General features: G+C 72.3%; 27 protein-coding genes. 16 read left to right on the top strand and 11 right to left on the bottom strand.

Annotated features, from left to right (window positions below; genetic code table 11):
- The first annotated feature begins 31 nt into the window (after positions 1 to 31).
- Complete coding sequence (locus tag AC3ANS_RS04605) at positions 32 to 736, top strand: response regulator transcription factor (protein ID WP_488296426.1); 705 nt, start codon at positions 32 to 34, stop codon at positions 734 to 736.
- Positions 733 to 2,202, top strand: a complete 1,470-nt coding sequence (locus tag AC3ANS_RS04600) for a sensor histidine kinase (RefSeq protein WP_488294989.1) — start codon at positions 733 to 735, stop codon at positions 2,200 to 2,202. The genes AC3ANS_RS04605 and AC3ANS_RS04600 overlap by 4 nt, the downstream gene beginning before the upstream one ends.
- Here AC3ANS_RS04600 and AC3ANS_RS04595 read toward each other — a convergent pair.
- A complete protein-coding gene (locus tag AC3ANS_RS04595; protein ID WP_488294988.1) occupies positions 2,186 to 2,833 on the bottom strand; it encodes a TetR/AcrR family transcriptional regulator in 648 nt (215 codons plus the stop codon). The two genes, AC3ANS_RS04600 and AC3ANS_RS04595, sit on opposite strands and share 17 nt — an antisense overlap.
- A 50-nt stretch (positions 2,834 to 2,883) precedes the next feature.
- Here AC3ANS_RS04595 and AC3ANS_RS04590 point away from each other — a divergent pair, with 50 nt between their 5' ends.
- From AC3ANS_RS04590 to AC3ANS_RS04570, 5 genes are all read left to right on the top strand, one after another.
- The gene (locus tag AC3ANS_RS04590) at positions 2,884 to 4,446 is read left to right on the top strand and encodes a flavin-containing monooxygenase (RefSeq protein ID WP_488294987.1); all 1,563 of its coding nucleotides are present in this window, start codon (positions 2,884 to 2,886) and stop codon (positions 4,444 to 4,446) included.
- Positions 4,443 to 5,285 (top strand): SDR family NAD(P)-dependent oxidoreductase, encoded by an 843-nt coding sequence (locus AC3ANS_RS04585; RefSeq protein ID WP_488294986.1) that lies wholly within the window; start codon positions 4,443 to 4,445, stop codon positions 5,283 to 5,285. The genes AC3ANS_RS04590 and AC3ANS_RS04585 overlap by 4 nt, the downstream gene beginning before the upstream one ends.
- Positions 5,286 to 5,530: 245 nt before the next feature.
- Entirely contained in the window at positions 5,531 to 6,724 is a 1,194-nt protein-coding gene (locus tag AC3ANS_RS04580) for a Gfo/Idh/MocA family protein (protein WP_488294985.1), read from the top strand.
- Between the two features lie 52 nt (positions 6,725 to 6,776).
- Positions 6,777 to 7,514, top strand: a complete 738-nt coding sequence (locus AC3ANS_RS04575; protein ID WP_488294984.1) for an IclR family transcriptional regulator — start codon at positions 6,777 to 6,779, stop codon at positions 7,512 to 7,514.
- A 17-nt stretch (positions 7,515 to 7,531) separates the two neighbouring features.
- The gene (locus tag AC3ANS_RS04570; RefSeq protein WP_488294983.1) at positions 7,532 to 9,067 is read left to right on the top strand and encodes an MFS transporter; all 1,536 of its coding nucleotides are present in this window, start codon (positions 7,532 to 7,534) and stop codon (positions 9,065 to 9,067) included.
- 9 nt (positions 9,068 to 9,076) lie between these two features.
- Here the strand turns inward: AC3ANS_RS04570 and AC3ANS_RS04565 are convergent, their stop codons facing one another.
- A complete protein-coding gene (locus AC3ANS_RS04565; RefSeq protein ID WP_488294982.1) occupies positions 9,077 to 10,435 on the bottom strand; it encodes a threonine/serine exporter family protein in 1,359 nt (452 codons plus the stop codon).
- Between the two features lie 38 nt (positions 10,436 to 10,473).
- Between AC3ANS_RS04565 and AC3ANS_RS04560 the strand changes: the two genes are divergently transcribed.
- Entirely contained in the window at positions 10,474 to 11,013 is a 540-nt protein-coding gene (locus AC3ANS_RS04560; RefSeq protein ID WP_488294981.1) for a DUF402 domain-containing protein, read from the top strand.
- Between the two features lie 19 nt (positions 11,014 to 11,032).
- Complete coding sequence (locus tag AC3ANS_RS04555) at positions 11,033 to 12,166, top strand: glutamate--cysteine ligase (protein ID WP_488294980.1); 1,134 nt, start codon at positions 11,033 to 11,035, stop codon at positions 12,164 to 12,166.
- Between the two features lie 67 nt (positions 12,167 to 12,233).
- Here the strand turns inward: AC3ANS_RS04555 and AC3ANS_RS04550 are convergent, their stop codons facing one another.
- The 4 genes from AC3ANS_RS04550 to AC3ANS_RS04535 all read right to left on the bottom strand — a co-directional run bounded on the left by AC3ANS_RS04550 (position 12,234) and on the right by AC3ANS_RS04535 (position 15,610).
- A complete protein-coding gene (locus tag AC3ANS_RS04550; protein ID WP_488294979.1) occupies positions 12,234 to 13,310 on the bottom strand; it encodes a DNA polymerase IV in 1,077 nt (358 codons plus the stop codon).
- A complete protein-coding gene (locus AC3ANS_RS04545; protein WP_488294978.1) occupies positions 13,307 to 14,407 on the bottom strand; it encodes an FUSC family protein in 1,101 nt (366 codons plus the stop codon). Before AC3ANS_RS04545 ends, AC3ANS_RS04550 begins: the two co-directional genes overlap by 4 nt.
- Positions 14,408 to 14,473: 66 nt before the next feature.
- Complete coding sequence (locus tag AC3ANS_RS04540) at positions 14,474 to 14,788, bottom strand: hypothetical protein (RefSeq protein ID WP_488294977.1); 315 nt, start codon at positions 14,786 to 14,788, stop codon at positions 14,474 to 14,476.
- 168 nt (positions 14,789 to 14,956) lie between these two features.
- Positions 14,957 to 15,610, bottom strand: a complete 654-nt coding sequence (locus tag AC3ANS_RS04535; protein WP_488294976.1) for an HNH endonuclease family protein — start codon at positions 15,608 to 15,610, stop codon at positions 14,957 to 14,959.
- A 138-nt stretch (positions 15,611 to 15,748) separates the two neighbouring features.
- Between AC3ANS_RS04535 and AC3ANS_RS04530 the strand changes: the two genes are divergently transcribed.
- On the top strand, positions 15,749 to 17,086 hold the full coding sequence (locus AC3ANS_RS04530) for a serine/threonine-protein kinase (protein ID WP_488294975.1): 1,338 nt from the start codon (positions 15,749 to 15,751) through the stop codon (positions 17,084 to 17,086).
- Between the two features lie 98 nt (positions 17,087 to 17,184).
- Entirely contained in the window at positions 17,185 to 18,597 is a 1,413-nt protein-coding gene (locus tag AC3ANS_RS04525) for a WS/DGAT/MGAT family O-acyltransferase (RefSeq protein WP_488294974.1), read from the top strand.
- On the opposite strand, the gene AC3ANS_RS04520 is transcribed toward AC3ANS_RS04525, so the two are convergent.
- A complete protein-coding gene (locus tag AC3ANS_RS04520) occupies positions 18,594 to 19,772 on the bottom strand; it encodes a site-specific DNA-methyltransferase (protein WP_488294973.1) in 1,179 nt (392 codons plus the stop codon). The genes AC3ANS_RS04525 and AC3ANS_RS04520 overlap by 4 nt on opposite strands.
- A gap of 97 nt (positions 19,773 to 19,869) precedes the next feature.
- On the opposite strand from AC3ANS_RS04520, the gene AC3ANS_RS04515 reads away from it, so the two are divergent.
- Together AC3ANS_RS04515 and AC3ANS_RS04510 are read left to right on the top strand one after the other, a co-directional pair.
- The gene (locus AC3ANS_RS04515) at positions 19,870 to 20,733 is read left to right on the top strand and encodes a matrixin family metalloprotease (RefSeq protein WP_488294972.1); all 864 of its coding nucleotides are present in this window, start codon (positions 19,870 to 19,872) and stop codon (positions 20,731 to 20,733) included.
- 70 nt (positions 20,734 to 20,803) lie between these two features.
- Positions 20,804 to 22,069 carry a phosphodiester glycosidase family protein gene (locus AC3ANS_RS04510; RefSeq protein WP_488294971.1) on the top strand — a complete coding sequence of 422 codons (1,266 nt, stop codon included), beginning with the start codon at positions 20,804 to 20,806 and terminating at the stop codon, positions 22,067 to 22,069.
- On the opposite strand, the gene AC3ANS_RS04505 is transcribed toward AC3ANS_RS04510, so the two are convergent.
- Complete coding sequence (locus AC3ANS_RS04505; RefSeq protein WP_488294970.1) at positions 22,045 to 22,467, bottom strand: hypothetical protein; 423 nt, start codon at positions 22,465 to 22,467, stop codon at positions 22,045 to 22,047. The genes AC3ANS_RS04510 and AC3ANS_RS04505 overlap by 25 nt on opposite strands.
- Before the next feature lie 68 nt (positions 22,468 to 22,535).
- Here AC3ANS_RS04505 and AC3ANS_RS04500 point away from each other — a divergent pair, with 68 nt between their 5' ends.
- A complete protein-coding gene (locus AC3ANS_RS04500; RefSeq protein ID WP_488294969.1) occupies positions 22,536 to 23,102 on the top strand; it encodes a mismatch-specific DNA-glycosylase in 567 nt (188 codons plus the stop codon).
- Positions 23,103 to 23,115: 13 nt separating this feature from the next.
- Here AC3ANS_RS04500 and AC3ANS_RS04495 read toward each other — a convergent pair whose 3' ends face one another.
- Together AC3ANS_RS04495 and AC3ANS_RS04490 are read right to left on the bottom strand one after the other, a co-directional pair.
- Positions 23,116 to 23,901 (bottom strand): SDR family NAD(P)-dependent oxidoreductase, encoded by a 786-nt coding sequence (locus AC3ANS_RS04495; RefSeq protein WP_488294968.1) that lies wholly within the window; start codon positions 23,899 to 23,901, stop codon positions 23,116 to 23,118.
- Positions 23,902 to 23,904: 3 nt separating this feature from the next.
- Entirely contained in the window at positions 23,905 to 24,702 is a 798-nt protein-coding gene (locus tag AC3ANS_RS04490) for an alpha/beta hydrolase (RefSeq protein WP_488294967.1), read from the bottom strand.
- A gap of 136 nt (positions 24,703 to 24,838) precedes the next feature.
- On the opposite strand from AC3ANS_RS04490, the gene AC3ANS_RS04485 reads away from it, so the two are divergent.
- Together AC3ANS_RS04485 and AC3ANS_RS04480 are read left to right on the top strand one after the other, a co-directional pair.
- On the top strand, positions 24,839 to 25,453 hold the full coding sequence (locus tag AC3ANS_RS04485; RefSeq protein WP_488294966.1) for a TetR/AcrR family transcriptional regulator: 615 nt from the start codon (positions 24,839 to 24,841) through the stop codon (positions 25,451 to 25,453).
- Complete coding sequence (locus tag AC3ANS_RS04480; RefSeq protein ID WP_488294965.1) at positions 25,450 to 26,355, top strand: NAD-dependent epimerase/dehydratase family protein; 906 nt, start codon at positions 25,450 to 25,452, stop codon at positions 26,353 to 26,355. The genes AC3ANS_RS04485 and AC3ANS_RS04480 overlap by 4 nt, the downstream gene beginning before the upstream one ends.
- Before the next feature lie 62 nt (positions 26,356 to 26,417).
- Here AC3ANS_RS04480 and AC3ANS_RS04475 read toward each other — a convergent pair whose 3' ends face one another.
- Positions 26,418 to 26,810: a hypothetical protein gene (locus AC3ANS_RS04475; protein ID WP_488294964.1), complete on the bottom strand. Its 393-nt coding sequence runs from the start codon at positions 26,808 to 26,810 to the stop codon at positions 26,418 to 26,420.
- Positions 26,811 to 26,950 lie beyond the last annotated feature (140 nt).

Below are 26,950 nucleotides of genomic sequence, written 5' to 3'. Positions count from 1 at the left end.
AGGTAGCGTCGCCACGGTGAGCAGCATGCAGCTGACCCGTCCGGACGGAACCCCCCTGCGCGTGCTCGTCGTCGACGACGAGGTCAACATCGCCGAGCTGATCTCGATGGCCCTGCGCTATGAGGGCTGGCAGGTCACCGCCGCCCACACCGGGTCCAAGGCGGTCGCTGCCGCGAAGGAGTTCCGGCCCGACGCGGTCGTGCTCGACATGATGCTCCCCGACTTCGACGGCATGGAGGTGCTGCGCCGGATGCGGTCCAGCGACCCCGACGTGCCGGTCGTGTTCCTCACCGCGCGCGACTCCGTCGAGGATCGGGTGGCGGGCCTGACCGCGGGCGGCGACGACTACGTCACCAAGCCGTTCTCGCTGGAGGAGCTGGTCGCGCGGCTGCGTGCTCTGATGCGCAGGTCGGGTGCCCAGCAGGCCGCGGCGACCTCGGTGCTCGTGGTCGGCGACCTCACCCTCGACGAGGACAGCCGCGAGGTGTTCCGGGACGGCCAGGAGGTCTCCCTGACCGCGACCGAGTTCGAGCTGCTGCGCTTCTTGATGCGCAACCCGCGCCGGGTGCTGAGCAAGGCCCAGATCCTCGACCGGGTCTGGAACTACGACTTCGGCGGCCAGGCCAACGTGGTGGAGCTCTACATCTCCTACCTGCGCAAGAAGATCGACGCCGGGCACGAGCCGATGATCCACACCATGCGGGGCGCCGGGTACGTGCTGAAGCCGGCGACATGATCCGGCACTCCTGGCGCCGGGTCCGCGACTCGCTCGCCTCGCTGACCTCGCGGCTGGTCGTCACCACCGTGGTGCTTGTGCTGCTGGTGTCGGTACTGATCGGCACGGCCACGACGTTCGCGGTGCGGTCCTACCTGACCGACCAGCTCGACAACGACGTCCACGACGCCGCGCGGCGCTACGCATTCGAGGTGAGCGGCGGACCCACCGGCGTCCCGCCGGCGGCCGGGCAGAGGGTGCACGGCGACGGCGACGGCCCGCCTGGATCGCTCACCGCGATCTGGTCGTCCAGCGGCCAGTCCTCGGGCCAGGTCTCGACCCAGCGCTCGACCGGCGAGACCACGACCGTCTCCCTCTCCGACGGCACCCTCGCGGCCTTGCAGGACCTGCGTTCGAACGAGACCGCCTCGATCGAGGTGAAGGGAGTGGGCTCGTACCGGGTCGAGGTCATCGAACTCACCAGCACCGTGTGGATCGCAGCTGGCCTGCCGACCGACAACGTCGACGCCGCGGTGTCCAACGTCATCTGGTGGGAGGTGCTGCTCGCCATGCTCGCCGTGACGGCCGCGGGCGGCGCGGCACTGGTCGTCGTACGCCGTCAGCTGCGGCCGCTGCGCGAGGTGGCCGCGACCGCGCACAGCGTGTCCGAGCTGCCGCTGGAGTCCGGGCTCATCGACATCACCGAGCGCGTGCCCGAGCACCTCACCGACGCGCGCACCGAGGTCGGCCAGGTCGGCGCGGCCCTGAACACCCTGCTCGCCCACGTCGAGAGCTCGCTGGCCGCCCGCCACCGCAGCGAGCAGCAGGTGCGCCAGTTCGTCGCCGACGCCTCCCACGAGCTGCGCTCGCCGCTCGCGACGATCGCGGGCTACACCGAGCTGGCGCGACGGCGCCCCGACGACACCGCCGGCGCGCGGACCGCGCTGGACAAGGTCGAGGAGGAGTCCGGGCGGATGACCGCACTGGTCGAGGACCTGCTGCTGCTGGCCCGCCTCGACGCCGGCCGGCCCCTGGAGTCGGCGCCGGTGGACCTGACCCGCCTGCTGCTGGAGGCGGTCTCGGACGCGCGTGTGGTCGCCCCCGGCCACCGCTGGCGGCTCGACGTGCCCGACGACGCCGTGGACGCGCCGTACGAGGTGACCGGCGACGAGCTGCGCCTGCACCAGGTGGTCACCAACCTGCTCGGCAACGCCCGCCGCTACACGCCGCCCGGCACGACGGTGACAGTCACCGTGCGGCGTGACGGGTTCGCCGTGCACGACGACGGTCCGGGCTTCCCGCCGTCGCTGGTCGACCATGCCTTCGAGCGCTTCGCCCGGGGCGACGCCGCCCGCACGCGCACCGGCGAGGTCGGGGTGGGGCTCGGCCTGGCGCTGGTGCGAGCGATCGTCACCGCCCACGGCGGCACGGTCACCCTGAGCTCGGTCCCCGGCGACACCACGGTCGCGGTCAGCCTGCCGGCCTAGCCTGCTCCGGGACGGTCTCGACGATCGCGAGCAAGGATGCGGACAGCACCTCGAGGAGCTGGTCGCGGGTGAGGCCGGCAGGGTCGGCGATCCAGGAGAGCACGAGCTCCTCGGTCATCGCGGACCAGCCACGCACCACGAGCCGGGTCGCCGGGGTGTCCGGGATGATCTGGCCGCTGGGGTCCTCGCGGAAGACCCGGCCGTTGAGCGCCTCGCGCGCCTCCTCGTAGATCTCCCGCAGCGTCTCGTTGCCGCCCGCGGCCGCCTTGACCAGCGACAGGTAGCCCTCGTGGTTGGCCACGACGTAGTCGACGTACGCCGCGAGCGACGTCACCAGCCGCACCATCGGCTCCCCCTCGGCCGGCGGGGTGGTCTGCTCGATCAGGTCGTCGGCCGCGCGGCGGACGACCGCCAGGTGGAAGTCGTGCTTGTTGCCGAAGTAGTGGTAGAGCAGGCCTCGCGAGATCCCCGCCTCCTCGGCGAGCAGGTCGATCGAGAGCTCGTCGAGCGAGCGCGTGGCCAGCAGGCGGACGCCCAGGTCGAGCAGCTGCGAGCGCCGCTGCTCGGGGGTCAGCCGGGTGCGGTGGCTCGCCGCGGCGCCGTGGGTTCCGCCCTGGGTGCTGGTCGTCACGGTCCTCACTCTATTGACGCATTTTCAATAACGGAAGTACGGTCGGCGCCATGAGCGCGTCCCCCACGCCCAGCCCCACCGATGCGGAGACCCGCGTCGACCACCTGATCGTAGGTGCCGGCTTCGCCGGGCTGTGCGCGGCCATCCGGCTCCAGCAGGACGGCGAGCGCGACTTCCTGGTGGTCGAGAAGGGCAGCCACGTCGGCGGCACCTGGCGCGACAACACCTATCCCGGCGCGGCCTGCGACGTGCCCAGCCAGCTGTACTCGTTCTCGTTCGCGCCCAACCCCGACTGGTCGATGTCCTACTCGCCCCAGCCGGAGATCCACGCCTACCTGCAGCGCGTCGCCCGCGAGTCCGGCACCCTGGACCGGTTCGTGTTCGACACCCGGCTCGAGGACGCCACCTGGGACGAGACGAGCGGGCGCTGGCGCAGTCGCATCGTCGGGCCGGACGGCGAGCACACCGTCATCTCGACGACGCTCGTCGTCGGCGCCGGCGGGCTCTCCGAGCCCAAGCTGCCCGAGATCGAGGGCATCGAGAGCTTCGAGGGCGAGCTGTTCCACTCCGCCCGCTGGGACCACGACGTCGACCTGGCGGGCAAGCGGGTGGCGGTCATCGGCACCGGCGCCTCGGCGATCCAGATCGTCCCCGAGCTGCAACAGCGGCTGGCGGCCACCGGCGGGCACCTCGACGTCTACCAGCGCACGGCCCCGTGGGTGATCCCGCGCAACGACCGCCGCTACCCGGCGTGGGAGCGGGCCGCGCTGCGCCACGTGCCGGGCCTGCAACGGCTCTACCGCACCGGCGTCTACTGGGCGCGCGAGACCTACGTTCCGGCGTTCACGGTGCAGCCCAAGCTCGCGCTGCCCGCGAAGAAGGCCGCGCTGGCGAACATCGCGCGCGGCATCCAGGACCCCGAGCTGCGCGCCGAGGTCACGCCGCACTACGAGATCGGCTGCAAGCGGATCCTGATCTCCAACACCTACTACCCGGCTCTCGCGGCGGACAACGTCGAGCTGGTCACCGACCCGATCGCCGCGGTCACCGCCACCGGGGTGGTCACGGCCGACGGGACCGAACGTCCGGTCGACGTGATCGTCGTGGCCACCGGCTTCTACACCACCGAGCTGCCGATCACCGAGCACGTCACCGGACGCGATGGCCGCACCCTGGCCCAGGTGTGGCGCGAGTCCGGAATGGCGGCGTACAAGGGCACCACGGTGCCCGGCTTCCCCAACTACTTCATGCTCGTCGGACCCAACACCGGCCTCGGCCACTCCAGCATGGTGTTCGTGATCGAGTCGCAGGTCGAGTACCTCCGCGGCGCGGTCCGCACGATCCGCCACGGCGAGTACGCCGCCGTCGAGCCGCGGCAGGACGCCCACGACGCCTGGAACGCCGACCTCCAACGCCGCATGCGGCGCACGGTCTGGAGCACCGGCGGCTGCTCGAGCTGGTACCTCGACGAGCACGGCCGCAACACCACGCTGTGGCCCAAGTCGACGGTCACCCTCCGCCGGCAGCTGGCGCGCTTCGACACCGACGCCTACGACCTGCGACCCGCCATCCCCGGCACCGCCATCCCGACAGAAGAGGACGCCCACGCATGAAGACGCTCGACGACAAGGTCTGCGTGATCACCGGTGCCGGCTCCGGCATCGGCCGCGCCCTGGCGCTCAACCTCGCCGCCCGCGGCGCTCGGCTGGCGCTGAGCGACGTCGACGACGCCGGGCTGGCCGCGACCGTCGGCCTCGTCCAGGGCGCCGGCGTCCGCGAGGTCCGCTCCGACCATCTCGACGTCGCCGACCGCGACGCGTTCACGGCGTACGCCGCCGCCGTCGCCGACCACTTCGGGCGCGTCAACGTCGTCGTCAACAACGCCGGCGTCGCGCTGGCCGGCAACCTCGAGGACCTCGAGTACGCCGACATGGACTGGATCATCGGCGTGAACTTCTGGGGCGTGGTGCACGGCACCAAGGAGTTCCTGCCGCACCTGATCGCCTCCGGTGACGGGCACCTGGTCAACCTGTCCTCGCTGTTCGGGCTGGTCTCGATGCCCGGCCAGAGCATGTACAACGCCTCGAAGTACGCCGTACGCGGCATGTCCGAGGCGGTCCGCGAGGAGATGCTGATCGCCGGCCACCCGGTCGGGGTCACCGTCGTGCACCCGGGCGGCATCAAGACCGCGATCGCCCGCAACGCCCGGGTCTCGGCACGCGAGGACAAGGAGAAGACCGCGAAGCTCTTCGACGAGAAGCTCGCGAAGATGACGCCCGAGCGGGCCGCGGAGATCATCGTCCGCGGCGTTCTGCACAACCGCGCCCGGGTGCTGGTCGGACTCGACGCGCACGCCGTCCACCAGCTCGCCAAGTTCACCGGGTCGCGCTACCAGGACATCGTCGCGAAGGCCGGCAAGCGGGTGCTGCCCGACCACACCACCGTGGTCTGAGCCGCTGGTCAGCCGGTCCAGACCGCTGGTTGCATCCTCTGCAACCGTGATTGCAGCCCGGGATCTGCCGGACCTAGCGTGACGCCGCCGACAACAGGTCAGCGCACGAGAGGCTGCTCGATGGAGCTCCGCGACCACCCCACTCGGGCGGCCGGTCGGTCGGCTCGTGGGACGTGCCGGGCCCGGCGTACCTGACCGATCGGCGCGCCACCCACGAAGCCGCGATCAGCGAGGAGCACTGACCCATGGCGAGGACGAAGTTCGTGCTGGTCGGCTGTGGTCGGATCGCGACCCTGCACACGGCCGGCTACCGCGACCACCCGGACGCCGAGCTCTGGGGTGTCTTCGACACCAACGCGGGGACCGCGCGGAGCTTCGCGGCCGAGCACGGGGTGCCCCATGTGTACGACAGCTTCGAGGCCGTCCTGGCCGACGACGAGGTCACCGCCGTCGAGCTGCTGATCCCGCACCACCTGCACTGCGAGTACGCCGTCCGGGCGATGCAGGCCGGCAAGCACGTCAGCGTGCAGAAGCCGATGGCGATGAACCTGGAGCAGTGCGACCGGATGATCCAGGTCGCGGCGGAGACCGGGCGCAAGCTCAAGGTGTTCGAGAACTTCCGCTTCTACGCGCCGTACCGGCTGGCCAAGAAGCTGCTCGACGACGGCGAGATCGGCGAGCCGCAGGGCATCCGGATGAAGATGAACAACGCCAACCTGGGCTCGCGGGCGATCCCCCACTCCGGGCGCCTGGAGGGCGCCGGCGGCTCCGGACGCACCGGCTGGGACGTCGGCGTCAAGAGCTGGGTGTGGCGGATGAACGACACGCTCGCCGGCGGCGGTCCCACGGTGTTCGACGACGGCTACCACAAGTTCTCGATCATCATGTACCTGCTCGGGGACGTCGAGAAGGTGACGGCTTGGATCGACGAGACCCCGGTGCTGCCCGGGGTCTACAACGACTCCCCCGCGGTGGTGATGTGGAAGCACAGGGACCGCAAGCTGTACGGCGTCTGGGACGTCACCAGCTCGGACAAGATGTACATCGAGAGCAAGTACTACACGTGCGACGAGCGCGTCGAGATCACCGGCTCGCGCGGCGTCATCTGGGTGACGCGGTGCACGGCCACGCTGCTGCCCGACCTCGCCCCGGTGCTGATGTATCGCGACGGCGAGCTCACCGAGTTCTGGGACATGGAGCACGACTGGGCGGACTCGTTCGCGGCCTCCACGCGGGACTTCGTCGAGGCCGTGCGCGACGACCGCGAGCCGGAGCTCTCGGGGCGCACGGGCCGCGAGGTCCTGAAGTTCGCGCTGGCGACGGTCGAGTCGGCCCGGCGCGACGCGCCGGTGCTGCTCGACGAGTACGAGGACAAGCCGGTGCCGAAGAAGCGCGGCCTGCTGCGGGGCGTGTTCTCACGGGCGAGGAGGGCCCGCTGATGGACCTCCGGGCGACACTTTCGGCGATCGCGGCGATGGTCACGGAGCTGACATGAGCCAGGCACTCAAGAACGGCCTCGACGCCCTGTTGCTCGTGGCGTCTCGCCGGTCGCTCGGTGTGACCGAGCTGGCAGCCGAGCTGGGCATCGACAAGAGCACCGCGTCACGCGTCCTGGCCACGCTGCACGAGGCGAACATGGTGGAGCGGCAGCCGGACACGCTCAGGTACGTGCTCGGCCCGGCGATCCTGCACATGTACGAGCGCTATCACCGCAACCTGACCGTCCTGGCGGTGGCGCGGCCCGTGATGGCGCGGCTGGCCGCGGAGATCCGCGAGTCGGTGCACCTCGGGGTGCTCGCCAACGACCAGGCCGTGGTCGTCGACCAGGTCCTCTCGGACTCGCGACTGGTGGTCAACGCCCAGGTGGGCGGCAGCGAGCCACTGCACTGCTCGTCGGTCGGCAAGTGCCTGCTGGCGTTCGCCCCCGACGAGGTGCGCGACAGGCTGCTCTCCGGCATCTCGTTCGAGGCGCCTACGGACAACACGATCACCGACCTGCCCCGGCTGGAGCGCGAGCTCGACCGGATCAGGCAGCTCGGGTACGCCACGGACGCGGAGGAGCTGTCGCCCGGCATCACCTGCGTGGCGGTGCCGATCCGCAACAGCCGGAACTCCTACGAGTACGCCCTGGGCGCCTCCGGCTCGGCCGGCCGGATGACGCCGGCGAAGCTCGACCGCGTGGTGCCGCTGATGCTGCACGCCGCGCGCGACATCCATGCGCAGCTGTAGGAGAGCGGGTCGAGGCGATGAGGACTCAACTCAGGAACGGGCTCAGCACGAAGCTGGCGTACGCGTGTGGCGACATCTACGGCGGCGGCGCCTTCATGGTGTTCAGCCTGCTGTTCATGAACTACCTCGTGCTGGTCGAGGGGCTCAGCGTGATGGCGGCGACCGTGATCATCTTCATCGGCCGGGTCTGGGACGCCTTCTTCGACCCGATCATGGGCCGCATCTCCGACCGGTCCCGGTCCCGCTTCGGGCGGCGCCGCGTCTTCTTCCTGCTCGGGCTGCTGCCGGTCTACGTGTCGTTCGTGATGCTGTTCTACGGCTTCGGCCTCCAGCACGACACCAACCACATCGCGATCGTCGTGTACTACACGTTCTCTTACATCTTCTGGGGGATGTCGTTCTCGCTGGTGATGGTCCCCTACAACGCGATCTTGTCCGACATGACGAGCGACTACAACGAGCGCACCAGCTTCACGACGGTCCGCATGCTGTTCTCCGGTGGCGCCTCGCTCGTCTGCGCGGTCGTGCCGAGCGTGATCATCAAGGCCATGGGAGGCGACACGATCGGTCCCGACCAGCGGTCGGGCTACCTGGTCATGGCGCTGGTCCTGGGCGCGGTGTTCGCGGTCGCCTGGCTGCTCGTCTTCCTGGGCACCTACGAGCGTGAGGACCTGCCGCCGGCCGAGCGGGTGACGCTGCGCGACTGGGTGTCGGTGTCCTCGAACCGCGCCTACCGCAACTTCCTCGGGATCTTCCTCGGCTTCCAGGTCACCGTGGACCTCACGCTCGCGATCTTCATCTTCTACATGGACGTCGTGCTGTTGAAGTACGACAGCTACGAGCTGGTGGTCGGACTCCTGCTGGTGTCGACGGTGCTGTTCATCCCGCTGATGAACCTGCTGGCGCAGCGTCGCGGCAAGGCCTCGCCCCTGCTCGTCGGCATCCCTCTCTGGATCGCGGCGTCGCTGGTCTTCACCGGGGTCGACGCCGCCACCCCGACGTACGTGCTGTGCGGCCTGGCCGTGGTGATCGCGGCGGGCTCCGCCTCGGGCAACCTGGCGACCTGGTCGATGCTCACGGACATCTATGACATCGACGAGCTACTCACCGGCCAGCGGCGTGAGGGCCTCTACAGCGGCGTCACGACGTTCCTGCGCAAGTTCGCCAGCGGCGTGGCCGTGCTCCTCGTGGGCCTCGGTCTGCAGCTCGTGAACTTCGACCAGAACGAGTACGCCGTGCTGCGCGCGCAGAGCGAGTCGCTCGACCCCCGCGCCTATGCCGACAACCTCGCCGTCGTCGGCATCAAGTGGATGTTCATCGCGATCCCCGTGGTGCTCCTGTCCATCTGCCTGACGTTCGTCCTGCGCACCAAGGTCAACCAGCGCCGGTTCGACGCCGTCCTCGCGGGCATCGAGACCCTCAAGACGACCGGGACCCTCGACGGACTGAGCGCGCAGCAGCTGGACGACGTGCTGGTGGTCACCGGCACCACACGTGGCGACCTGTGGGGTGGTCAGGGACGGGTCTCTGACCGTGTGCCCGAGCTCGACTGAGTCCGCAGGTCAGTCGCCGGCGGCGCCGGCCGACGACCGCCGACGGGACCGCCGGGACCGCCGGGACCTGACCTTGAGGGGCCCGACCAGGCGCGGGCCGGCGAGCCGGTTCTCGAGGCGGTGCGCCTCGCGCTTGAGCGGCTGGGCCACGAACTCACCGAGGATCACGCCCGAGGCCAGCGCGATCGCCACCGAGGCGGCGGTGATGATCGCGAGCAGCCCCTCCGACGTCTGGTTCCCGCCCTCGGTGAGCAGGCTCAGGCCGCGGTAGATCGACAGGCCCGGCAGCATCGGGACGATCGCCGGGACGACCACCACCAGCGGGGGCACCCGCAGACGGCCGGCGACGGTGTAGCTGACGACCCCGACGAAGAACGCCGCGAGCGCGGTCGGCCAGGTGCGGCCGACCCCCTCCAGGCTCGCGGACTGGGCGATGACCATCGCGACCGCCGACACGGCGCCGACCGGCGCCAGGGACCGTCGCGGCGCGTAGGAGGCGAACGCGAACGCGGCGCCACAGATCGCGGCGCCCAGCGCCATCACCGAGACCTCCTTCAGTCCCGCGGCAGCGCCCGGATCGAGCCGGCCGACGTCGACGCCGATCACCTCGGCGAGCGTCAGGCCGCCGCTGACGCCGGCGATGATGCCGGCGGTCGCCAGCAGCGCCTCGGTGAGGCGGGCGCCCGCGGTGACGTAGAACCCGGACAGGGCGTCCTGGAGCGCACCCATGAACCCGATGCCGGCCAGCAGCATGATGATGTTCGCGGTGACCGCCACCGACGGGTCGAGGTGCGGCATCGCCTTCGCCGCGAGCACCGCGATGATCGTGGCGACGCCACCCCCGGCCACCTGCTGGTAGAAGAAGGGCAGCCGCCGCCGGGCCATCAGCAGCTGGAGCCGGTCGATGCACGCGGCAGCGAAGAACGCGACCGCCACGACGATCGGGCCACCGCCGAGCTGCAGGCCCACGCCGGCGCACATCAGGCCCCAACCGATGGTGACCGCCCACCGCGGGGTCAGGTGTCCCGAGGAGACGATCCGCGCCAGCCGCGTGCGCGCCTCCTTGAGCTCGACCTCGTCGCGGAGCACGTCGCGGACCAGGTGGTCGACCAGGGTGAGGTCCTCGTAGTCGATGTCGCGCTGCTTGACGTGTCGAAGGAGCACCGAGGCCGGCTCCTCGGGGTCGCGCTGGTAGCTCATCGACAGCGACGTGAAGGTGATGTCGATCTCCGGGTTGCGGACGCCGAAGTGCCAGGCCAGCGACTGCATGGTCGCGATGACGTCGGCAGCACCGGCTCCCGAGGACAGCAGCAGCTCGCCGACACGAAGACAGAAGTCCAGGGTCAGGTTGAGCTGGCGTTCGGGCATGCCCGCCATGTTGGCAGCCCGGCTGGTAGACAATCCACGTGACCCCCGGCCCCGGCAGCGATGTGCGCGTCGTGATGTCGAAGTGGGGTGATCGGCCCCACTGGGAGTTCTCCGCGACCTACCTCGGCCGCGACGACCACGGCGACTGGCTCGGGATCCCGGCCGGCACGCGGATGTCGCGGCCCGGAGCGACGTACGTCGCCCCCACCGACCAGGTCGGGCTCGCGCCTGCTGCCGGTTCCGCCGAGGAGCGCGGGTGGCTGGCGACGTTCCACGCGGCAGCCGGGCCGGTGCGGGTGTACGTCGACATCACGACCCCGCCCGTGTGGGACGGTCCTGTGCTGCGGGCCGTCGACCTCGACCTCGACGTGGTGTGCGAGAACACCGGCCGGGTGTGGGTGGGCGACGAGGACGAGTTCGCCGACCACCGGGTGACGCTGGGCTACCCCGACGAGCTGGCACGCTCGGCGCTCGACTCGTGCGCCCGCGTGCACGCGGCCGTCGCGGCCGCGGCTGCGCCGTACGACGGCACCGCTGAGGCGTGGCTCACCCGCCTGGGCTCTCTGCGCGCGACCTGAGCTGTGGAACGCTGGGGCGATGCGCATCGACTTCCACGCCTCCCCCGAGCCCACGCTCGGAGTCGAGTGGGAGCTGGCGCTCGTCGACCGGCGCACCCGCGACCTGCGCAACGACGCCACCCACCTGTTCGCTCGGGCCAAGCCGCGGCTGCCGCACCCCGACAAGCTCCACAAGGAGCTGCTGCGCAACACCATCGAGGTGGTCAGCGGCGTGTGCCACACGGTCGGCGAGGCGATGACCGACCTGCGGCGCACGCTCGAGGTGGTGGTGCCGGCCGGCGATGCCCTCGACCTCGACCTGTACGGCGGCGGCACCCACCCGTTCGCCTCGTGGACCGTGCAGCAGCTCTCGGAGGGGCACCGCTACGAGGAGCTGATCAACCGCACCCAGTGGTGGGGCCGGCAGATGCTGATCTGGGGCGTGCACGTGCACGTCGGGATGCCCGAGCGCGAGCGGGTGATGCCGGTGCTGTCGGCGCTGCTCAACTACCACCCGCACCTGCAGGCGCTCTCGGCGTCCTCGCCGATCTGGGCCGGCATCGACACCGGCTACGCCTCGAACCGCGCCCTGATGTTCCAGCAGCTGCCGACCGCGGGGCTGCCGTTCCAGTTCGAGCGGTGGTCGGAGTTCGAGTCCTTCGTCCACGACGAGCTGGTCACCGGGGTCATCGACGAGATCTCCGAGGTGCGGTGGGACGTCCGGCCTGCACCGCACATCGGGACGCTCGAGAACCGGGTCTGCGACGGGGTCTCGGACATCCGCGACCTGGCCGCCCTGGTCGCGCTCATGCACTGCCTCGTGGTCGATCTCGACGCCCGGGCGGCGGCTGGCGAGACGCTCCCGACGATGCCGCCCTGGCACGTCCAGGAGAACAAGTGGCGCGCCGCCCGCTACGGGCTGGACGCGATCGTGATCACCGACGCCGACTCCACCGAGCGCCTCGTCACCGACGACCTCGCCGACCTGCTGGAGCGGCTGGCCCCGGTCGCCGAACGACTCGGCTGCAGCGAGGAGCTGGCGTCCATCGCGGACATCCCCGGACGCGGCGCGTCGTACCAACGCCAGCGGGCCGTGGCCGAGCGGACGAACGGCGACCTGGTCGCCGTCGTCGACTCGGTGGTGCGTGAGCTCAGCGACGGCCTCAACCGCTGACGCCCAACGATCGCGGGGTCGTGTGCCCGACCACGGTCCACAGCCCGGGCTCAGGCACACGACCCGCTCAGCCGGGTGGGTCGACCATCTCGAGGCGTACGCCGAGCAGGCGCACCGGACGGTCCTGCTCGACCCGGTCGAGCAGCGCGACGGCGGCCGCCTCGAGGACAGCGGGGTCGTTGGTCGCCTCGGGCAGCGTGAGGCTGCGGCTGACGGTGACGAACGGCCGGTAGCGGACCTTGATGCCGACTCGGGCGGCCGGCCGCCCCTCGCGGTCGATGTCGGCGAGCACCCGGCGGGTGAGCGCACGCACCTCCTCGGCAACGCGCGTCCAGTCCTCGAGGTCCTCCTGGTAGGTCTCCTCGCGGCCGTGGGCGCGGGGCACCCACGGGGACGCGTCAACGGTGCTCGTGTCGACCCCGCGTCCCAGCCGGTGGAACCACGGCCCCATCGTCGGGCCGAGCTCGGCGGCGAGGACCCGGGCGTCGGACCGGGCCAGCTCGTCGACGGTGTCGATGCCGAGCGCGGACAACTTCTTCGCCGTCTTGGCACCGATGCCCCAGAGCGCGGTGGTCGGGCGCTCCCCCATGACCTCGAACCAGTCGTCCTCGGTCAGCTGCCACACGCCGCGGGGCTTGCCGAAGTCGGTCGCGATCTTGGCGCGCAGCTTGTTGTCTCCGATGCCGACCGAGCAGTGCAGCCGGGTCGCGGCCAGCACCTCGGCCCGCAGGTGCTCCGCGAACTCGCGTGGGTCGCCGAGGTCGGCGTGGCCGGGGCCGGCAGCCAGGAACGCCTCGTCCCAGCCGAGCACCTCGAGCACGACCGGCACGCCACCCCATTCGAGCCCGCGCAGCGTCGCCATCACCTGTGCGGACGCCACGTCGTAGGCGGGCTTGTCGACCGGCAGGAACACCGCGTCGGGGCACCGACGCGCGGCGACGCGCAGCGGCATCCCGGACCCGACGCCGAACGCCCGTGCCTCATACGAAGCCGTCGCGACCACGCCCCGCTCGGTCGGGTCACCGCGGCCACCCACCACGACGGGCAGGCCCTCCAGCTCGGGACGCCTCAGCACCTCGACCGCCGCGATGAACTGGTCGAGATCGACGTGCAGCACCCAGCGCGGTGCGGGCCGCTCGCTCATCGCGGAGGCGGCGGCAGCGCCTCGGTCGACTCCAGCTGGTCGAGCCCGGTGACCATCAGCAGGTCGACGACCACCGAGCGCAGCTGGGCCAAGATGGCGTCAGCGGTGAGCAGCTCGGTGCGCTCGACCAGGGCCGTCGCATCGCCTACAGCCAGCAGCGCACCACGAGCCGCGGTCGCCATCCGGTCCTCGGCCAGCTCGTCGGCCACCTGGTCGGCCGCGTCGGCCAGGTCGAGGGCCAGCAGGGCGTACGACCCCGGGACCGGACGCCGCCTGTAGGCGGCGACGGCGGTCTGCCGCACCAGGACCCGGGTGCTGCGCAGGGCACGGTCCAGCGGGTCGACGAGCTCGACCATCGTGCGCAGGTCGCCCTTGTGGCGCACCCGGAACGGTGAGGAGGCGACCACCGAGAGCCCCTCGTCAGCGGCAGCCTTGAGCTCCAGGATCAGGTAGTCGGTCGAGCGCGCGTCGGCCAGCAGCGCCATCGCCCGCGCGGACTCGCCGTCCGTCATCACCTCGCCCGCGGCGCGCAGCAGCGCGGCGGTCTTGCGCATGACGACGGCGGCCTGCTCGCGGGGGCGCCGCAGGGGGGCCGCCGGCACCACCGTGGCCGCGACCAACGCCACCGCCCCACCGATGACCGCGTCGGTCCACCGGGTGAACGCCGCGCCGGGGTCGGGCACCAGGGAGGCGACGACGATGGACTGCACGGCCGCCTGGGTCACGAACAGCTGTCCGCCGTCGAGCAGGAACGCGGACGACATCGCCAGCGCCACGATCAGCCCGATCTGCCACCAGCCGGACCCGAGCCCGGCCACCAGCAGGTCGGCGAGGAAGACCCCGACGGCCACCCCGACCGTGACCTCGGCGACCCGCCTCAGCCGCTGACCGTAGGAGGTGCCGAGCGCGACCACGGCCGCCACCGGCGCGAAGAACGGGGTCTGGTGGCCCAGGACGTCGGCTGCGATCAGCCAGGCGGCCGCGGCGGCGAGCGCACACTGCGCGATCTGCCAGGACTTGGACTGCCAGCGTCGGATCCGGGCCCGGACCGACGTCCGGCCCCGGTCCCACATCCGGTCCAGCGGCCCCGCCTCCATGGCCGCGATCCTCCCACGCCCCCCGGTGAGGAGGACGAGGCCGGACCATCAACCCACGTTGCGCTGCTACTGCGTGTGGGCATAGTCGAGGGCCTGCTGGAGGTCGGCGAGGTCGCGGTACCAGGTGCGGACCTCGGTGCGGCAGCGGACCCGGGCAACGCGGGTGTCGTACTCCGAGCACTCCGCGGCCGCTTCGGAGTCGGTCGGCGGGAACTCGCCGGTGCCGTCGTAGTGCTGGATCTCGAAGCCGTTGGCGGCGTCGCCGGTGACCTCGACGATCGTGTCGCCCGGCGGTGGGTCGACGGTGGCGGCCGCTGCCGCGCCGAGCCCGCAGGCGAACGCGGTCGCGGCGACGGCGGAGACGAGGAGGGTGGTCTTCATGGGGTGGCTCCCGAGGTGCTCGTGGCGCCGGGAGGTCCGGCGCAGGAGCGACGCTAGGAGCACCCGCGGACCGCGAGCGACGAGCCGCGGACGGCCTGGGGAAGGGCCTGTCAGACCGGTCACTGTGGACAGCGGGCGGGCCGGACCGCCTGCCGGGCAGCGGGCCGATCAGCGCGCGAGCGTGACCGTGATCGTGCTGTCGGTGCATCCGGCGGCGAGCGAGCTCATCGCGGTCCGCTCGGCACTGTCGACCGTGAGCCGCCAGCGGTGCTTCACCGCGACCCACTCGCGCAGGTAGCGGCACTGCTGCTGGGCCGGCAGCCACTCGGCGATGTCCTGGTCGCCCTTGGCGCGGTTGACCGACGCGGTGACCCCGACCAGCGTGCGCCGGTCGCCGAGGTCGTTGGCGTAGGCCTCACGGGTGGCGCTGGACCAGTCGCCGGCGCCGGAGTCCCATGCCTCGGCCAGCGGCACCAGGTGGTCGACGTCGAGTGCCGACGCGGAGGTCTGGGACACCCCGTCGTAGTAGGAGTACCACCGGCCGCCGGTCAGCGAGCAGCCGGTGCCGACGCTCGGAGCCTCCTCGGCCTCGGCGATCAGCACCTCGGCGCGGGTCGAGCACCCGTCGCCGTCCGCGTCGATCCAGTGGCGGAACAGGTCGCGGGAGTAGCCCGTGCGCGACTCAGCCGCTGTCGGCAGGTCGGCGATCGCCTGGGTCAGCGGCGCGGAGTAGTCGGAGGCGTGGGCCGCGGACGGCACCGCGACCAGACCGCCGGCGACGAGGACGGCGTACACGAGCGCGAGCAACGGACGACGAAGCATGGGGGACTCCCGAGAAGTTGGCCTGCGGTGCGACGGAGGGGCACGACGACCCTCGTGGACACCACGCCTCGCGGCAAGGAAACCCCGGCGGAACTCTCCGGGAGATTCGCGTGACCGGGCGGTGGGTACCGCCCGGCCGTGGACAAGGGAGACCTCCTGGGCGGCCGCTACCGCCTGGTCGAGCGGATCGGCGCGGGCGGCATGGGCACGGTCTTCCGCGCCCATGACACCCGGCTGGACCGCCCGGTCGCGGTCAAGGTGCTGCACCAGGGCCGCGGCGTCGACGAGGTCACCCGGACCCGGTTGCGGGTCGAGGCGCGGCTCGCGGGCACGGTGCGCCACCGCGGCGTCGTCCAGGTCTACGACTACGGCGAGGAGCCACGCCCCGACGGGGCCGCGCCGTACGTCGTCATGCAGTACGTCGAGGGCACCCCGCTCTCGCAGGTCCTGCGCGAGGAGGGCCCCCTGCCCGCCCCTCGGGCCGCCGCCTTGGTGGCGGACGTGGCCGGCGCCCTCCAAGCCGCGCACACCGCGGGGGTGGTCCACCGCGACCTGAAGCCGTCGAACATCCTGGTCACCCCGGACGGCCGGGCGGTGCTCGTCGACTTCGGGGTCGCCCGCTCGGACGCGATGGAGCCACTCACCGAGACCGGGCTGATCATCGGGAGCGCCGACTACCTCAGCCCCGAGCAGGTGCAGGGGCAGCGGGCGACGGCGGCCTCCGACATCTTCGGCCTGGGCGTGGTCGCGCACCAGTGCCTCAGCGCGACCTCGCCCTTCCACCGCGACACCCAGGCCGCGACCGTGCTCGCCCGCCTCCATGAGGACGCCCCCGAGCTCGCAGCCACCGTGCCGGCCGGGCTCCGCCGCCTCGTGTCCTCGATGCTGGCTCGCGACCCGGCGGTCCGGCCGACGGCCGCCGAGGTCGCCGAGCGGTGCCTGGCAGCCCTCCGGCCCGGTCCGGTGCTCCCGCCGATGAGCATGCGCCCGCCCGCACCCGCGGCCCCACCCGGGTGGAACCGGCGCCGGCTGCTCGCGATCGCGGCGGCCGCGGTGGTCCTCGCGGGCAGTCTCGGGCTCCTCGCCCTGCAGCGGCGCGACGTCCCGTCCGCGGGCGCCTCCGAGCTCATGGTCCCCACCGTCGAGGGGCTCCAGGTCGGCCGCGCCACCCGCATCCTGCACCGTGCCGGCTTCGAGGTGGCGCGCGAGGACGCCGAGGGCGGCCGACCCGGCGAGGTCGTGGACCAGTCCCCCGACCCGGGACCGTACGCCGGCGCCGCGGCCCGGGTGACCCTGTGGGTCGTGAGCGACGTACCCGATCCGGCGCCGTCCACGGCCGCACCCGATCCTCCGGCGGACCCCGCCCCGCACCCGAAGGCACATCCGCACCGCCGCCCCCATGGCCGCGCCCACGGCAAGGTCGAGCACGGCAAGGGTCCCGGTCCGGGCAAGAAGCACGGGAAGAAGCACCACTGAGCCCGGGTGTCACGTGAGACGGCCTTGTGGCACACGTCACGACCGGTCATAGTCGGACGCTCGATGCCACGACGCTACGACGAGGAAGCGGGGGACGCGTGGTCTCACCCATCGACCCGACGGCTACGGCGTTCCTGCTCGCCGAGAACCGCAGCATGCCGATGCACGTCGGCGGTCTCCAGCTCTTCGAGAGGCCCGAGGGCGCCGGTCGCGACTACGGGCGAGAGATGTACGAGGCGATGCGCGACGTCTCGGAGGTGGCGCCGCTGTTCGCCAAGCGGCCGCACCGATCGCTGGCGACCGCCGGACAGCTCGTGTGGGTCGAGGACGAGCAGTTCGACATCGAGCACCACGTGCGGCACAGCGCGCTGCCCCGGCCGGGCCGCGTCCGCGAGCTGCTCGACCTCGCGGGCCGGCTGCACAGCACCCGCCTGGCCCGGGAGCGGCCGCTGTGGGAGGCCCACGTCATCGAGGGCCTGCGGGACGGGCGGGTGGCGTTGTACACCAAGACCCACCACGCGCTCGTCGACGGCATCTCGGCGATGCGGCTGCTGCAGAGCGTGCTGACCACCGACCCCTCCCGCAGCGGCATGCCGGCGCCCTGGGACGCCCGCACCCGGGGCCCCCGGCCCGTCGCCCGCGACTCCGGTCCCAGCCTCACGGAGCTGCCGGCCCAGGTGGCGCGACAGGCGCTCTACCAAGGGCTCGGCATCCTCACGGAGGCGGCCGGCATGCCCGGTGCACTCGTCCGCACCATCACCAAGGGCGTGCGCAACGAGACGTCCTCGATCTCGCTGCACGCCCCCCGCACGATCTTCAACCAGAAGATCACCGGCTCGCGCAGGTTCGCCGCCCAGGACTGGCCGATCGAGCGGCTGCAGGCGATCGGCAAGGCCACCGGCACCACGATCAACGACGTGGTCCTGGCGATGTGCAGCGGCGCGGTGCGCACCTACCTGCTCGAGCTCGAGGCCCTGCCCGAGACGCCACTGGTCGCGATGGTGCCGATCGGGCTCAAGGCCAAGGAGTCGCACATCGCCTCGGTCGAGGGCGGCAACGCCATCGGCGCGGTGATGTGCCGCCTGGGCACCGACCTGGTCGACCCGGCCGACAGGCTGCTCGCGATCCACCAGTCGATGCTCGAGGGCAAGGACGCGCTCGCGAGCATGACTCCGACGCAGATCCTGGCGATGAGCGCGCTCGGCCAGGCCCCCGCGATCGTCGCCCCGATGCTGCGCCTGCAGGGCATCGTGCGCCCGCCGTACAACCTGATCATCAGCAACGTGCCGGGCCCGCGCACCACGCACTACTGGAACGGCGCCAAGCTCGTCGGCAACTACCCGCTCTCGATCCCGATCAACGGGATGGCGCTGAACATCACCTGCACGTCGTACGACGGCAACATGGGCTTCGGCGTGATCGGCTGCCGCCGCACGGTGCCGCACCTCCAGCGGCTGCTGACCCACCTCGACGACGAGGTCGGCGCGATGGAGAAGGCGGCCGGGCTCTAGAGCGCCAGCTCCTCGAAGCCTCCGCCCACGACGTCCGCGACCGCCCGCAGGCGCGCCCGGGTGATGTCGGCGACCGTCAGAAGGCCCGCGGCGCGGGCATTGGAGCCCTCGCGGGTGGGCTCTGCGGAGTTGATGCTCAGGCACCGGCGGGTGCCGCCGTCGGCGAGGTTCTGCAGCGCGACCGCGTGGCCGGTGGTGCCGCTGCCGGCGAAGAAGTCGAGCACGACCGCGTCGTCGGGCATCGTGCCGAGGATCCGCCGCACCAGCCCCGTCGGCTTCGGGGACTCGAAGACGTGCCCGACGATCTCCTTGAGCTCGGCGACCGCGGTGTCGGTGGAGCCGACCTCCTCGGCGAGCCAGATCGTGCGGAGCTTCTTGCGTCGCACACCAGGCGCCTCCCCCGCCGCGACCGGGTGCAGCCAGTCCTTCTGGAACACGTCGATGCGCTCGCCGGCGCGGCCCTTGACCCGCCGGCACACCAGGTCTCCGGGTCGCTGCTCGATGAGCGGGCGGCTCCACCGCCACACCGCCGGGGTCCCGTCGCCGAACACCGGCCCGATCTCGACCGCACCCTCGAACGGCGCGGTCGCGACCCGGCCGCTCTCCGGGTCTCCCCAGACGGTGAAGTGCAGCGTGCGCGCGGTGACCGGGTTGAACTTCTTGTTGGTGTTGCGCAGCGGCAGGTGCCGGAACCGGCGCCCGTCGGGGTCGGCCAGGGGGAAGTCACCGGGGTCGACGGTCTCGTGGGTCGTGGCGTCCAGGACCGTACGACGGGCGTCGCGGGCGTAGACGAGCAGGTACTCGTGGCTGGTGGCGAACCCCCGGCCGAGCTGGCGCCCCTTGGGGTTGAGGTTCACCACCACCTGGGCGAGGAAGCCCTGCTCGCCGTACACCTCGTCCATCAGCAGCCGCAGGTGGGCCACCTCGTTGTCGTCGATGCTCACGAAGATCGCCCCGGTCTCGGCGAGCACCTCGCGGGCGGCCAGCAGCCGGGGGCGCATCATCGCCACCCAGGCGTCGTGGCCGCGGAAATCGTCGCGGTAGGCGAAGTCGTTGCCGGTGTTGTAGGGCGGGTCGATGTAGACCAGGTCGACCGGGCCGCCCAGCAGGCCGGGCACCCGCGGCAGCACGTCGAGGTTGTCCCCCTCGACGAACAGGTTCCACGGCCTCGCCACGGGACCCGACCCTAGAGGATCCGGCCCCGCGGCGGCCCCGCCGTGCGAGATCGGCGAAACGCCGGCCCCGCGGCCTCGACCGCCGGACAATCGGGTGGTGTTCACAGACCTCGCGCAGCGGCTGGCCCGGCGCCGCCACGACCGCGAGATCCGCAGGCTGCTGCGAGACCTGGGCCGCCTCGAGCATCGGCCGCCGCGGAGGCGCGTGGGGGCACGACGCCACGCTCACACCTCCACCTCGTTGCTGCTCGCGCTGGTGCTGACGGCGCTGCTGGTCGCGTTCAACCCCCTGCCCGGCGGCGAGCGGCTCCGCGAGATGCTCGGCATCGGCCAGGACCTGACGTTCACGATCGTCGACCCGGCCGGCCCCACCGGAGCGGGCGGCGCGGGGTACTCCTTCGCGAGGATGCAGCCCGACGGCCTGGCACCGGTGACGTGGGACGGCTGCCGCGAGATCGCGTACGTGGTCAACCCGGAGGGTGCACCTGCCGGGTACCTCGCCCAGGTCGCCGACGCGGTCGACGACCTCGAGCGGGCCACCGGCCTGCGGTTCCGCTACGACGGCGCCACCGACGACCGCAGGTTCGAGGGCCGATCCGGGCCGACCGGACCCGCGGCCCCGGTGCTCGTGGCCTGGGCGACGCCCGAGGAGGTCCCCGCGCTGGTCGGAGACGTCGCCGGCATCGGCGGCGCGGAGGCGCGGCCGGTGAGCCCCGAGCGGCTGGCCTACGTCACCGGGATGGTGGCCCTGGACCGGGACGCGTTCGCCGAGATGGGTCAGCGGCCCGGCGGGGTCGAGCTCCAGCGAGCGGTCGTCGAGCACGAGCTGGCACACCTGCTCGGGCTCGGTCACGTCGACGACCCGGCGCAGCTGATGTACGCCGAGACCACCGGCCAGCGGCACCTCGGCGAGGGCGACCTGGCCGGGCTCGCCGCCCTCGGCGACGGCCCCTGCTCCTGAGCCCGAGCCACTCGAGGACACGGCCCGCCGCCTCCCGAACCCCGGCGGTGAGAGGCATAGCCTTGGAGAGGTGCGTACCCGCCTCCTCTCGGCCAGTCTCGCCGCGTGCCTGCTCGCGGCCACGGGTCCCGCCCTCGCCGGCGACCCGGGCGACGACGCGCCCACCGGTCACCAGGGCCGTCCCCCGGGCCGGCACGATGCCCAGCCCCGGACGCTGCACCCACAGCACACCTCGGGCGACGAGCCCGGAGAGATCGCGGCCCCGCTGCCACCGTCGGCGCGGCGCGTCCCGACCCAGACCAGCCGGGTCAGCTGGCAGGTCGCTCCCGGAGTGAGGTTCACCCGCTGGAGCCAGACCGACGCTCGCGGCCCGATCACCGCCCACCTGCTGACCATCGACCCGAGCACGCCCGGGCTCAAGATCGACTACGCGAGCATGGGCGCCGTACGCCGTGTCGCACCGGTGCCGGAGATCCTCGCGCAGGACCACGCGGTCGCCGGGGTCAACGGCGACTTCTACGACATCGGCCACACCGGGGCGCCGCTCGGCCTGGGCAAGGACCGCCAGCGCGGGCTGCTGCACGCGCGCCAGGACGGGTGGAACAACGCGTTCTACATCGACAGCCGGGGCCGCGCCGGCATCGGCGACCTGCCGATGACCGCCCAGGTGCTCTACCACCCGAAGCTCAAGGTCACGAACCTCAACTCGCCGTTCGTCACCCCCGGTGGGATCGGCATCTACACACCCCGCTGGGGGCGCACCGCCGGCTACAGCGTGAGCCAGGGCCAGACCCAGCGGGTGCGTGCGGTGACCGTGGTCGACGGCAGGGTGGTCACCAACCGGCCCCGCCTCAGCAACGACCGACCCATCGAGGGTCTGCTGCTGGTCGGCCGCGGCGACGGCGCCGCGGCCCTGCAGCACGGCCTGCCCGTCGGCAGCAGGATCAAGGTGCGCTGGTCGCTCGAGGGCCACCCCCAGATGGCGATCAGCGGCAACCACTTCCTGGTGCACGACGGGATCATCCGCGCCGTCGACGACCGGGCGATGCACCCCCGCACCGCCGTCGGCGTGGACGACGACACCGGGGAGGTGCTGCTGCTGGTCGTCGACGGACGCCAGGCCGACAGCCGCGGCTACACGATGGTGGAGCTCGCCAACCTGATGATCGACCTGGGCGCCGACGAGGCCGTCAACCTCGACGGGGGCGGCTCCTCCACGATGGTGGCCAAGAACCGCAACGGCCGGGTGGCGGTGCTCAACGACCCCTCCGACGGCTTCCAGCGCTGGGTCGCGAACGCCGTCGAGGTGACCTACTCGCCGCCGGCGACTCCCTGACCGGTGGCCGCCAGCGCCACGGTCGTCACCGGCGCGAGGCACTCCTTCGTCTCGTCCGCGACCTTGGCCGGGGCGATCACGTCGCCCAGCAGCTGCGCGCTCGACGGTGCCCCGCAGCCGACGTACACCACCTGCGCCAGCACGGTGCTGCCGTCGAGCCTCCCAGCCGCCCGGACGACCTTCGCGGCCAGCGGGTCGTCGAACTGCGCGACGTACGACGTCAGGTCGGCCTCGGCGGTCACGTCGGTCGCCCGGTCCTCGACCGTGCCGCGCCCGGCGGTCTGCGAGACCAGCACGACCTCCGGGACCTGGGCGGGCGGGGACGCGGTCGTGTCGACCCCCTCCCCGCAGCCGGTGAGCACGAGGACGATCGCGAGCGTTCCGAGAGTTCGTCGCATGGTGATGGGACGGTAGCCGCCCGGCCACGGTTCCGGCGCAGACCCGGGCCCGTGGCAGGCTTCGCGTCGTGCCCCGCTTCACCCGCGCCGAGCTCGAGGCCTACCGCGACGCCGAGGTCCCCGACCTGGTCGGGCCCGGGCTGAGGCTGCTGTTCGTCGGCATCAACCCCGGACTGTGGACCGCGGCCACCCAGACCCACTTCGCGCACCCGGTGAACCGCTTCTACCCCGCCCTGCTGGCGGCCGGGATCATCGCCGAACCGATCAGTCCCTCGGCGGGCATGACCGACGAGGACCGCGACCGGCTGCGCGCGCGGGGCATCGGCATCACCAACATCGTGCGCCGGGCCACCGCCCGCGCCTCCGAGCTCACCGCCGAGGAGCTGCGGGCCGGCGGGCAGGAGCTGGTCGAGACGGTCCGGCGTACGGCGCCGCGCGTGGTGGCGGTCGCGGGCATCACGGCCTACCGGGCGGCGTTCGGCCAGCGCCGGGCCACCCTCGGGCGCCAGCCGGAGCCGCTGGCGGGCGCGGAGCTCTGGGTGGTGCCCAACCCGAGCGGCCTCAACGCCCATGAGACCGTCGCCTCCCTGGCGGCGGCGTACGCCGAGGCCGCCCGGGCGGCCGGCGTCATCTGAGCCTGCCCGGGGCTCACAGCGTGGTGATCAGCCCGCCGTCGATGACCACGTCGCTGCCGGTGATGTTCGCCGACCGGTCGCTGGCGAGGAACGTGACGAGGTCGGCGACCTCCGCGGGGTAGGTGAACCGGCCCGTGGGCGCGGCGGCCTCCTGGCGGCGGACCACCTCCGCGGCCTCGGTCCCACCGGCCCGTCCGACGGTCGCTGCCACGCCACCGCTGCCGAGCCAGAGGTCGGTCCGCACCGGCCCGGGGCTGACGGTGTTGACCCGGACCCGACCGCCGAGCTCCTTCGACAGCGACTTGCACAGGTTGGTCAGCGCGCCCTTGGCGGCGCTGTAGTCGATGACCCCCGGGTCGGGGAGGAACGCGTTGACCGAGCTGATCGTGACGATGTTGGCGCCGGGCCGCCCGTCGAGGTGCGGGATCGCGGCCCGCATCGTGCGCACCGCCGCGAGGAGGTTGATCGTCAGTCCCCACTCCCAGTCGTCGTCGGTCAGCGGCACGAAGCCCTCCAGCCGCGGTCGCACGGCACCGACGTTGTTGACGAGGATGTCGAGCCCGCCGAGGACCTCGACCGCCGCGGTGACCAGCGCCGCCGGGCCGTCGGGCGTGGTGAGGTCGACGGAGACCGGGTGCACGTCGGCACCCGCCGCCAGCTCGTCGAGCTCCGGGCTGCCGGTCAACGCGCCGGCGACCACCGAGACCCCCTCGTCGACCAGCGCGCGGGCGATGGCCAGGCCGATGCCCTTGCTCGCTCCGGTGACCAGGGCGGTCCGGCCGCTCAGTCGGAGGTCCATGCCTCAGAGCCCCTGCTCGCGCAGCCAGGACAGGCAGGCGTCCGCGACCTCTCGCCAGCCGTGGTCGATGGTCAGGGAGTGCGCCCGGTCCTCGAGCTCGAGGAAGTCCGTGGTGGCCTCGCTGTGCCGGTACTGCTTGAGCGTGGCCCGGGTGACGGTCTCCGGGACGGTGTTGTCCCGCCCGCCGGCGACGAGCAGCAGCGGCCCGCGGCCGGCGTTCTCGGTGTTCACCTTGGCCGGGGAGTGCGGGTTGAAGTTCGCCGCGGCCGCCTCGAACAGCGGCTTGCCGGGCGCCGGGATCGACCACCGCTCGAAGAGCTCGTCGGACTCCTCGCGCGTCAGGGCGTTGCCGAAGGCGAACGCGAACTGGTCGGCGCTCAGCGAGACCGACCGGTGCCGGTTGGCGGGGTTCTTGAACACCGGGAGCGTCGCCTTGAGGGCCGAGAGCGGCAGCGGCAGCACGCCCTTGATCTGAGCCGCGTCGATCGCGATCGCGGCCGCGGCCAGGTCCTCCCCCAGCAGCCGTTGGGCGATCATCCCGCCGAAGGAGTGGCCGACGAGCACCGGCTTGGCGGGCAGCGAGCCGATGAGCTGGGCGTAGTGGGCGACCACGTCGTCGATGCCGTGGTCGGCGACGTCGTCGGGCCGCTCGCGCGCGGCCGCGACCGAGTCAGGCTCGCCGGGCCAGCCGGGTGCGGACGCGGCGTACCCGGCGGCCGTGAAGTGGTCGATCCACGGGTCCCACGACCGGGCGTGCAGCCAGAGGCCGTGGATGAACAGGACGGGAGCGCTGGTGACCATCGGGATCCTCCGCATCGAATGAGGTAGACCGATCGATCTACCTACTTCGGGATAACGTAGGGCCAGCACCCGGCGGTGGCAAGAGCCGCCGGCACGGCCGACCGGCACGCGAGCAGCGAGGAGCAGCCCCCACACGATGACCGCAGCACCCGAGGTCCGGCCCTCCCCCGCGCGCGAACGCATCCTGCGGACGGCGGACCGGCTGTTCTACGAGGAGGGCATCCACGCGGTCGGGATCCAGCGCATCGTCGCCGAGTCTCAGGTCACCCGCGTCACGCTCTACCGGCACTTCCCCTCGAAGGACGACCTGATCGCGGCGTACCTCGAACGTCGCTCCCAGTCCGACCACGCCCAGGTCGAGGGCATCATCGCCGCCCACCCGGGCGACCCCCGCGGCGCGCTCACCGAGCTCGGCACGGCCCTCACGCGTGACGACTTCGCCGGCATGAGCCGTGGGTGCCCGTTCATCAACGCCTCCGCCGAGTTCACGGGCACCCACCCGTCCCGAGAGCACGCCCGGGAGATCCGCGAGTGGGTCACCGGGCGGCTCGAGGAGCTGCTGCGGCAGGCCGGGCACCCGACGCCGCGCGCCACGGCGCGCCAGCTGATGATGGTGCGCACCGGTGCGGTCGTCTCAGGCGCCCTCGACGCCAACGCCGAGCTGACCCGCGACTTCCTGGAGTGCTGGGAGGGCCTGATCGACCAGGGGCTGCCGCCAGGAGAACACCCCTCTGCCATCGTGGAGAGATGAACGCCTCCCCTGTCGTGGTCGTGACCGGAGCCAACGGACTGGTCGGGTCGCGAGTCTGTGCGGCGCTGGTCGAGCGGGGCGCGACGGTCCGCGCCGTCGTACGCCGAGCCGGGTCCGCGCCCCGGCTCTCCGGTGTCCAGGAGCGGGTCGGTGAGTTCGGCGACCCGGTGTTCGCCGCCCAGGTGACCGCGGGCGCCGACGCCGCGGTCACCACCGTGCACCCCATGGGCAGCGACCCGGGCACCCAACGCCGGGTCGGGATCGAGGCGACCCAGGCGTTCGCGCGCGCGGCAGCGAGCTCGGGGGTCGAGAGGCTCGTGCACGTCTCGACCGCTGCGGTCTACGACCGCTCCCCCGGCGTCGGCGACGTCGACGAGCACGCGGCCCTGGTCGGCGATGACGCCCCGGCGTACGCCCTCACCAAGCGCGACACCGACGCAGCCCTGGCAGCGGTCGACGGCCTGACCCGGGTGCTGGTCCGGCCACCGGCGATCCTCGGGAGCGGCGACACCTCGGTCTGGAACACGCTGCACCCGGCGGCGATGCGCACCGACGCGTCCGCCCGCCGGGTGCCTCCGGAGCAGACGTTCTCCTGGGTGCACGCCGACGACCTGGCGGCGTTCCTCGCCGACCTCGCCGCCGGCCGGATCGCTGCCGCGGCGGACCCGGCGGACGGACCGGTCGCCGGCGGTTGCACGGCGGTCAACCTCGCGGCCGACCCGGGCACGTCCCGCGACTACTACGAGACGGTCACCCAGGCCCTCGACGTGGACCCGGTCTGGGACGACGGGCCCGCGTGGACCGGGCGGATCCGCGCCGATCGTGCCCGCCGCTGGGGCTGGGCACCGACCGTGGACCTCTCAGCCGCCCTGGCCGAGATCGCCGAGGGGCTGCGAGCCTGAGACGGCCGGCGGCGCCGTCGCGGGGTTCGGCTGCCAGGTGGGACCTGAGGGGCGGGTGTGACTCACCACTCGTAGCGCAGCGACCACCAGTGCGGGCCGCGATCGGGTCGTCGATGCCAGCCGATGCGCACCAGCTCGGCGTCGAGCTCGGCGAGGCGCTGGTGCGCCAGCTGGACCCACTTGTCGCTCGCGGTGTCGTCGTCGAGCTCCTGGAGGAACGCCAGCGGGAAGTTCACGCTGACCCCAGCGTGGTCGGTCTCTCCGTGACCCACGCCCGGCGTGGTCGCGACGAACCGGAACACGGGTCCGAAGCTGGCCGCGGAGATGACCGCCCCGAACATCGCGCTCTTCCAGGAGTGGCGACCGACCTCCTCGAGCTGGATCTGGATCACGCCTTGGGGAGGCTCCGCGATCTCCACCAGGCCCTGGTCGTCCGTCGAGTGCCACGTCGTCATGGCGGTCACCTTCCGAGGCGGCCACTCCCCGCCTCATCGTCATCCTGACGGCCGCCGAAGACCTGCGATAGAGGCCTACGTCCCAGGGCCCGCGAGAGGGCCGGAGACGACGAAAGGAGCGGGGGCACCCCGCTCCTTCT

Source organism: Nocardia sp. 149-1B (assembly GCF_057747975.1).
The sequence above is the reverse complement of the archived record's forward strand: the minus strand, read 5'-3'. Positions and strand labels throughout refer to the sequence as shown.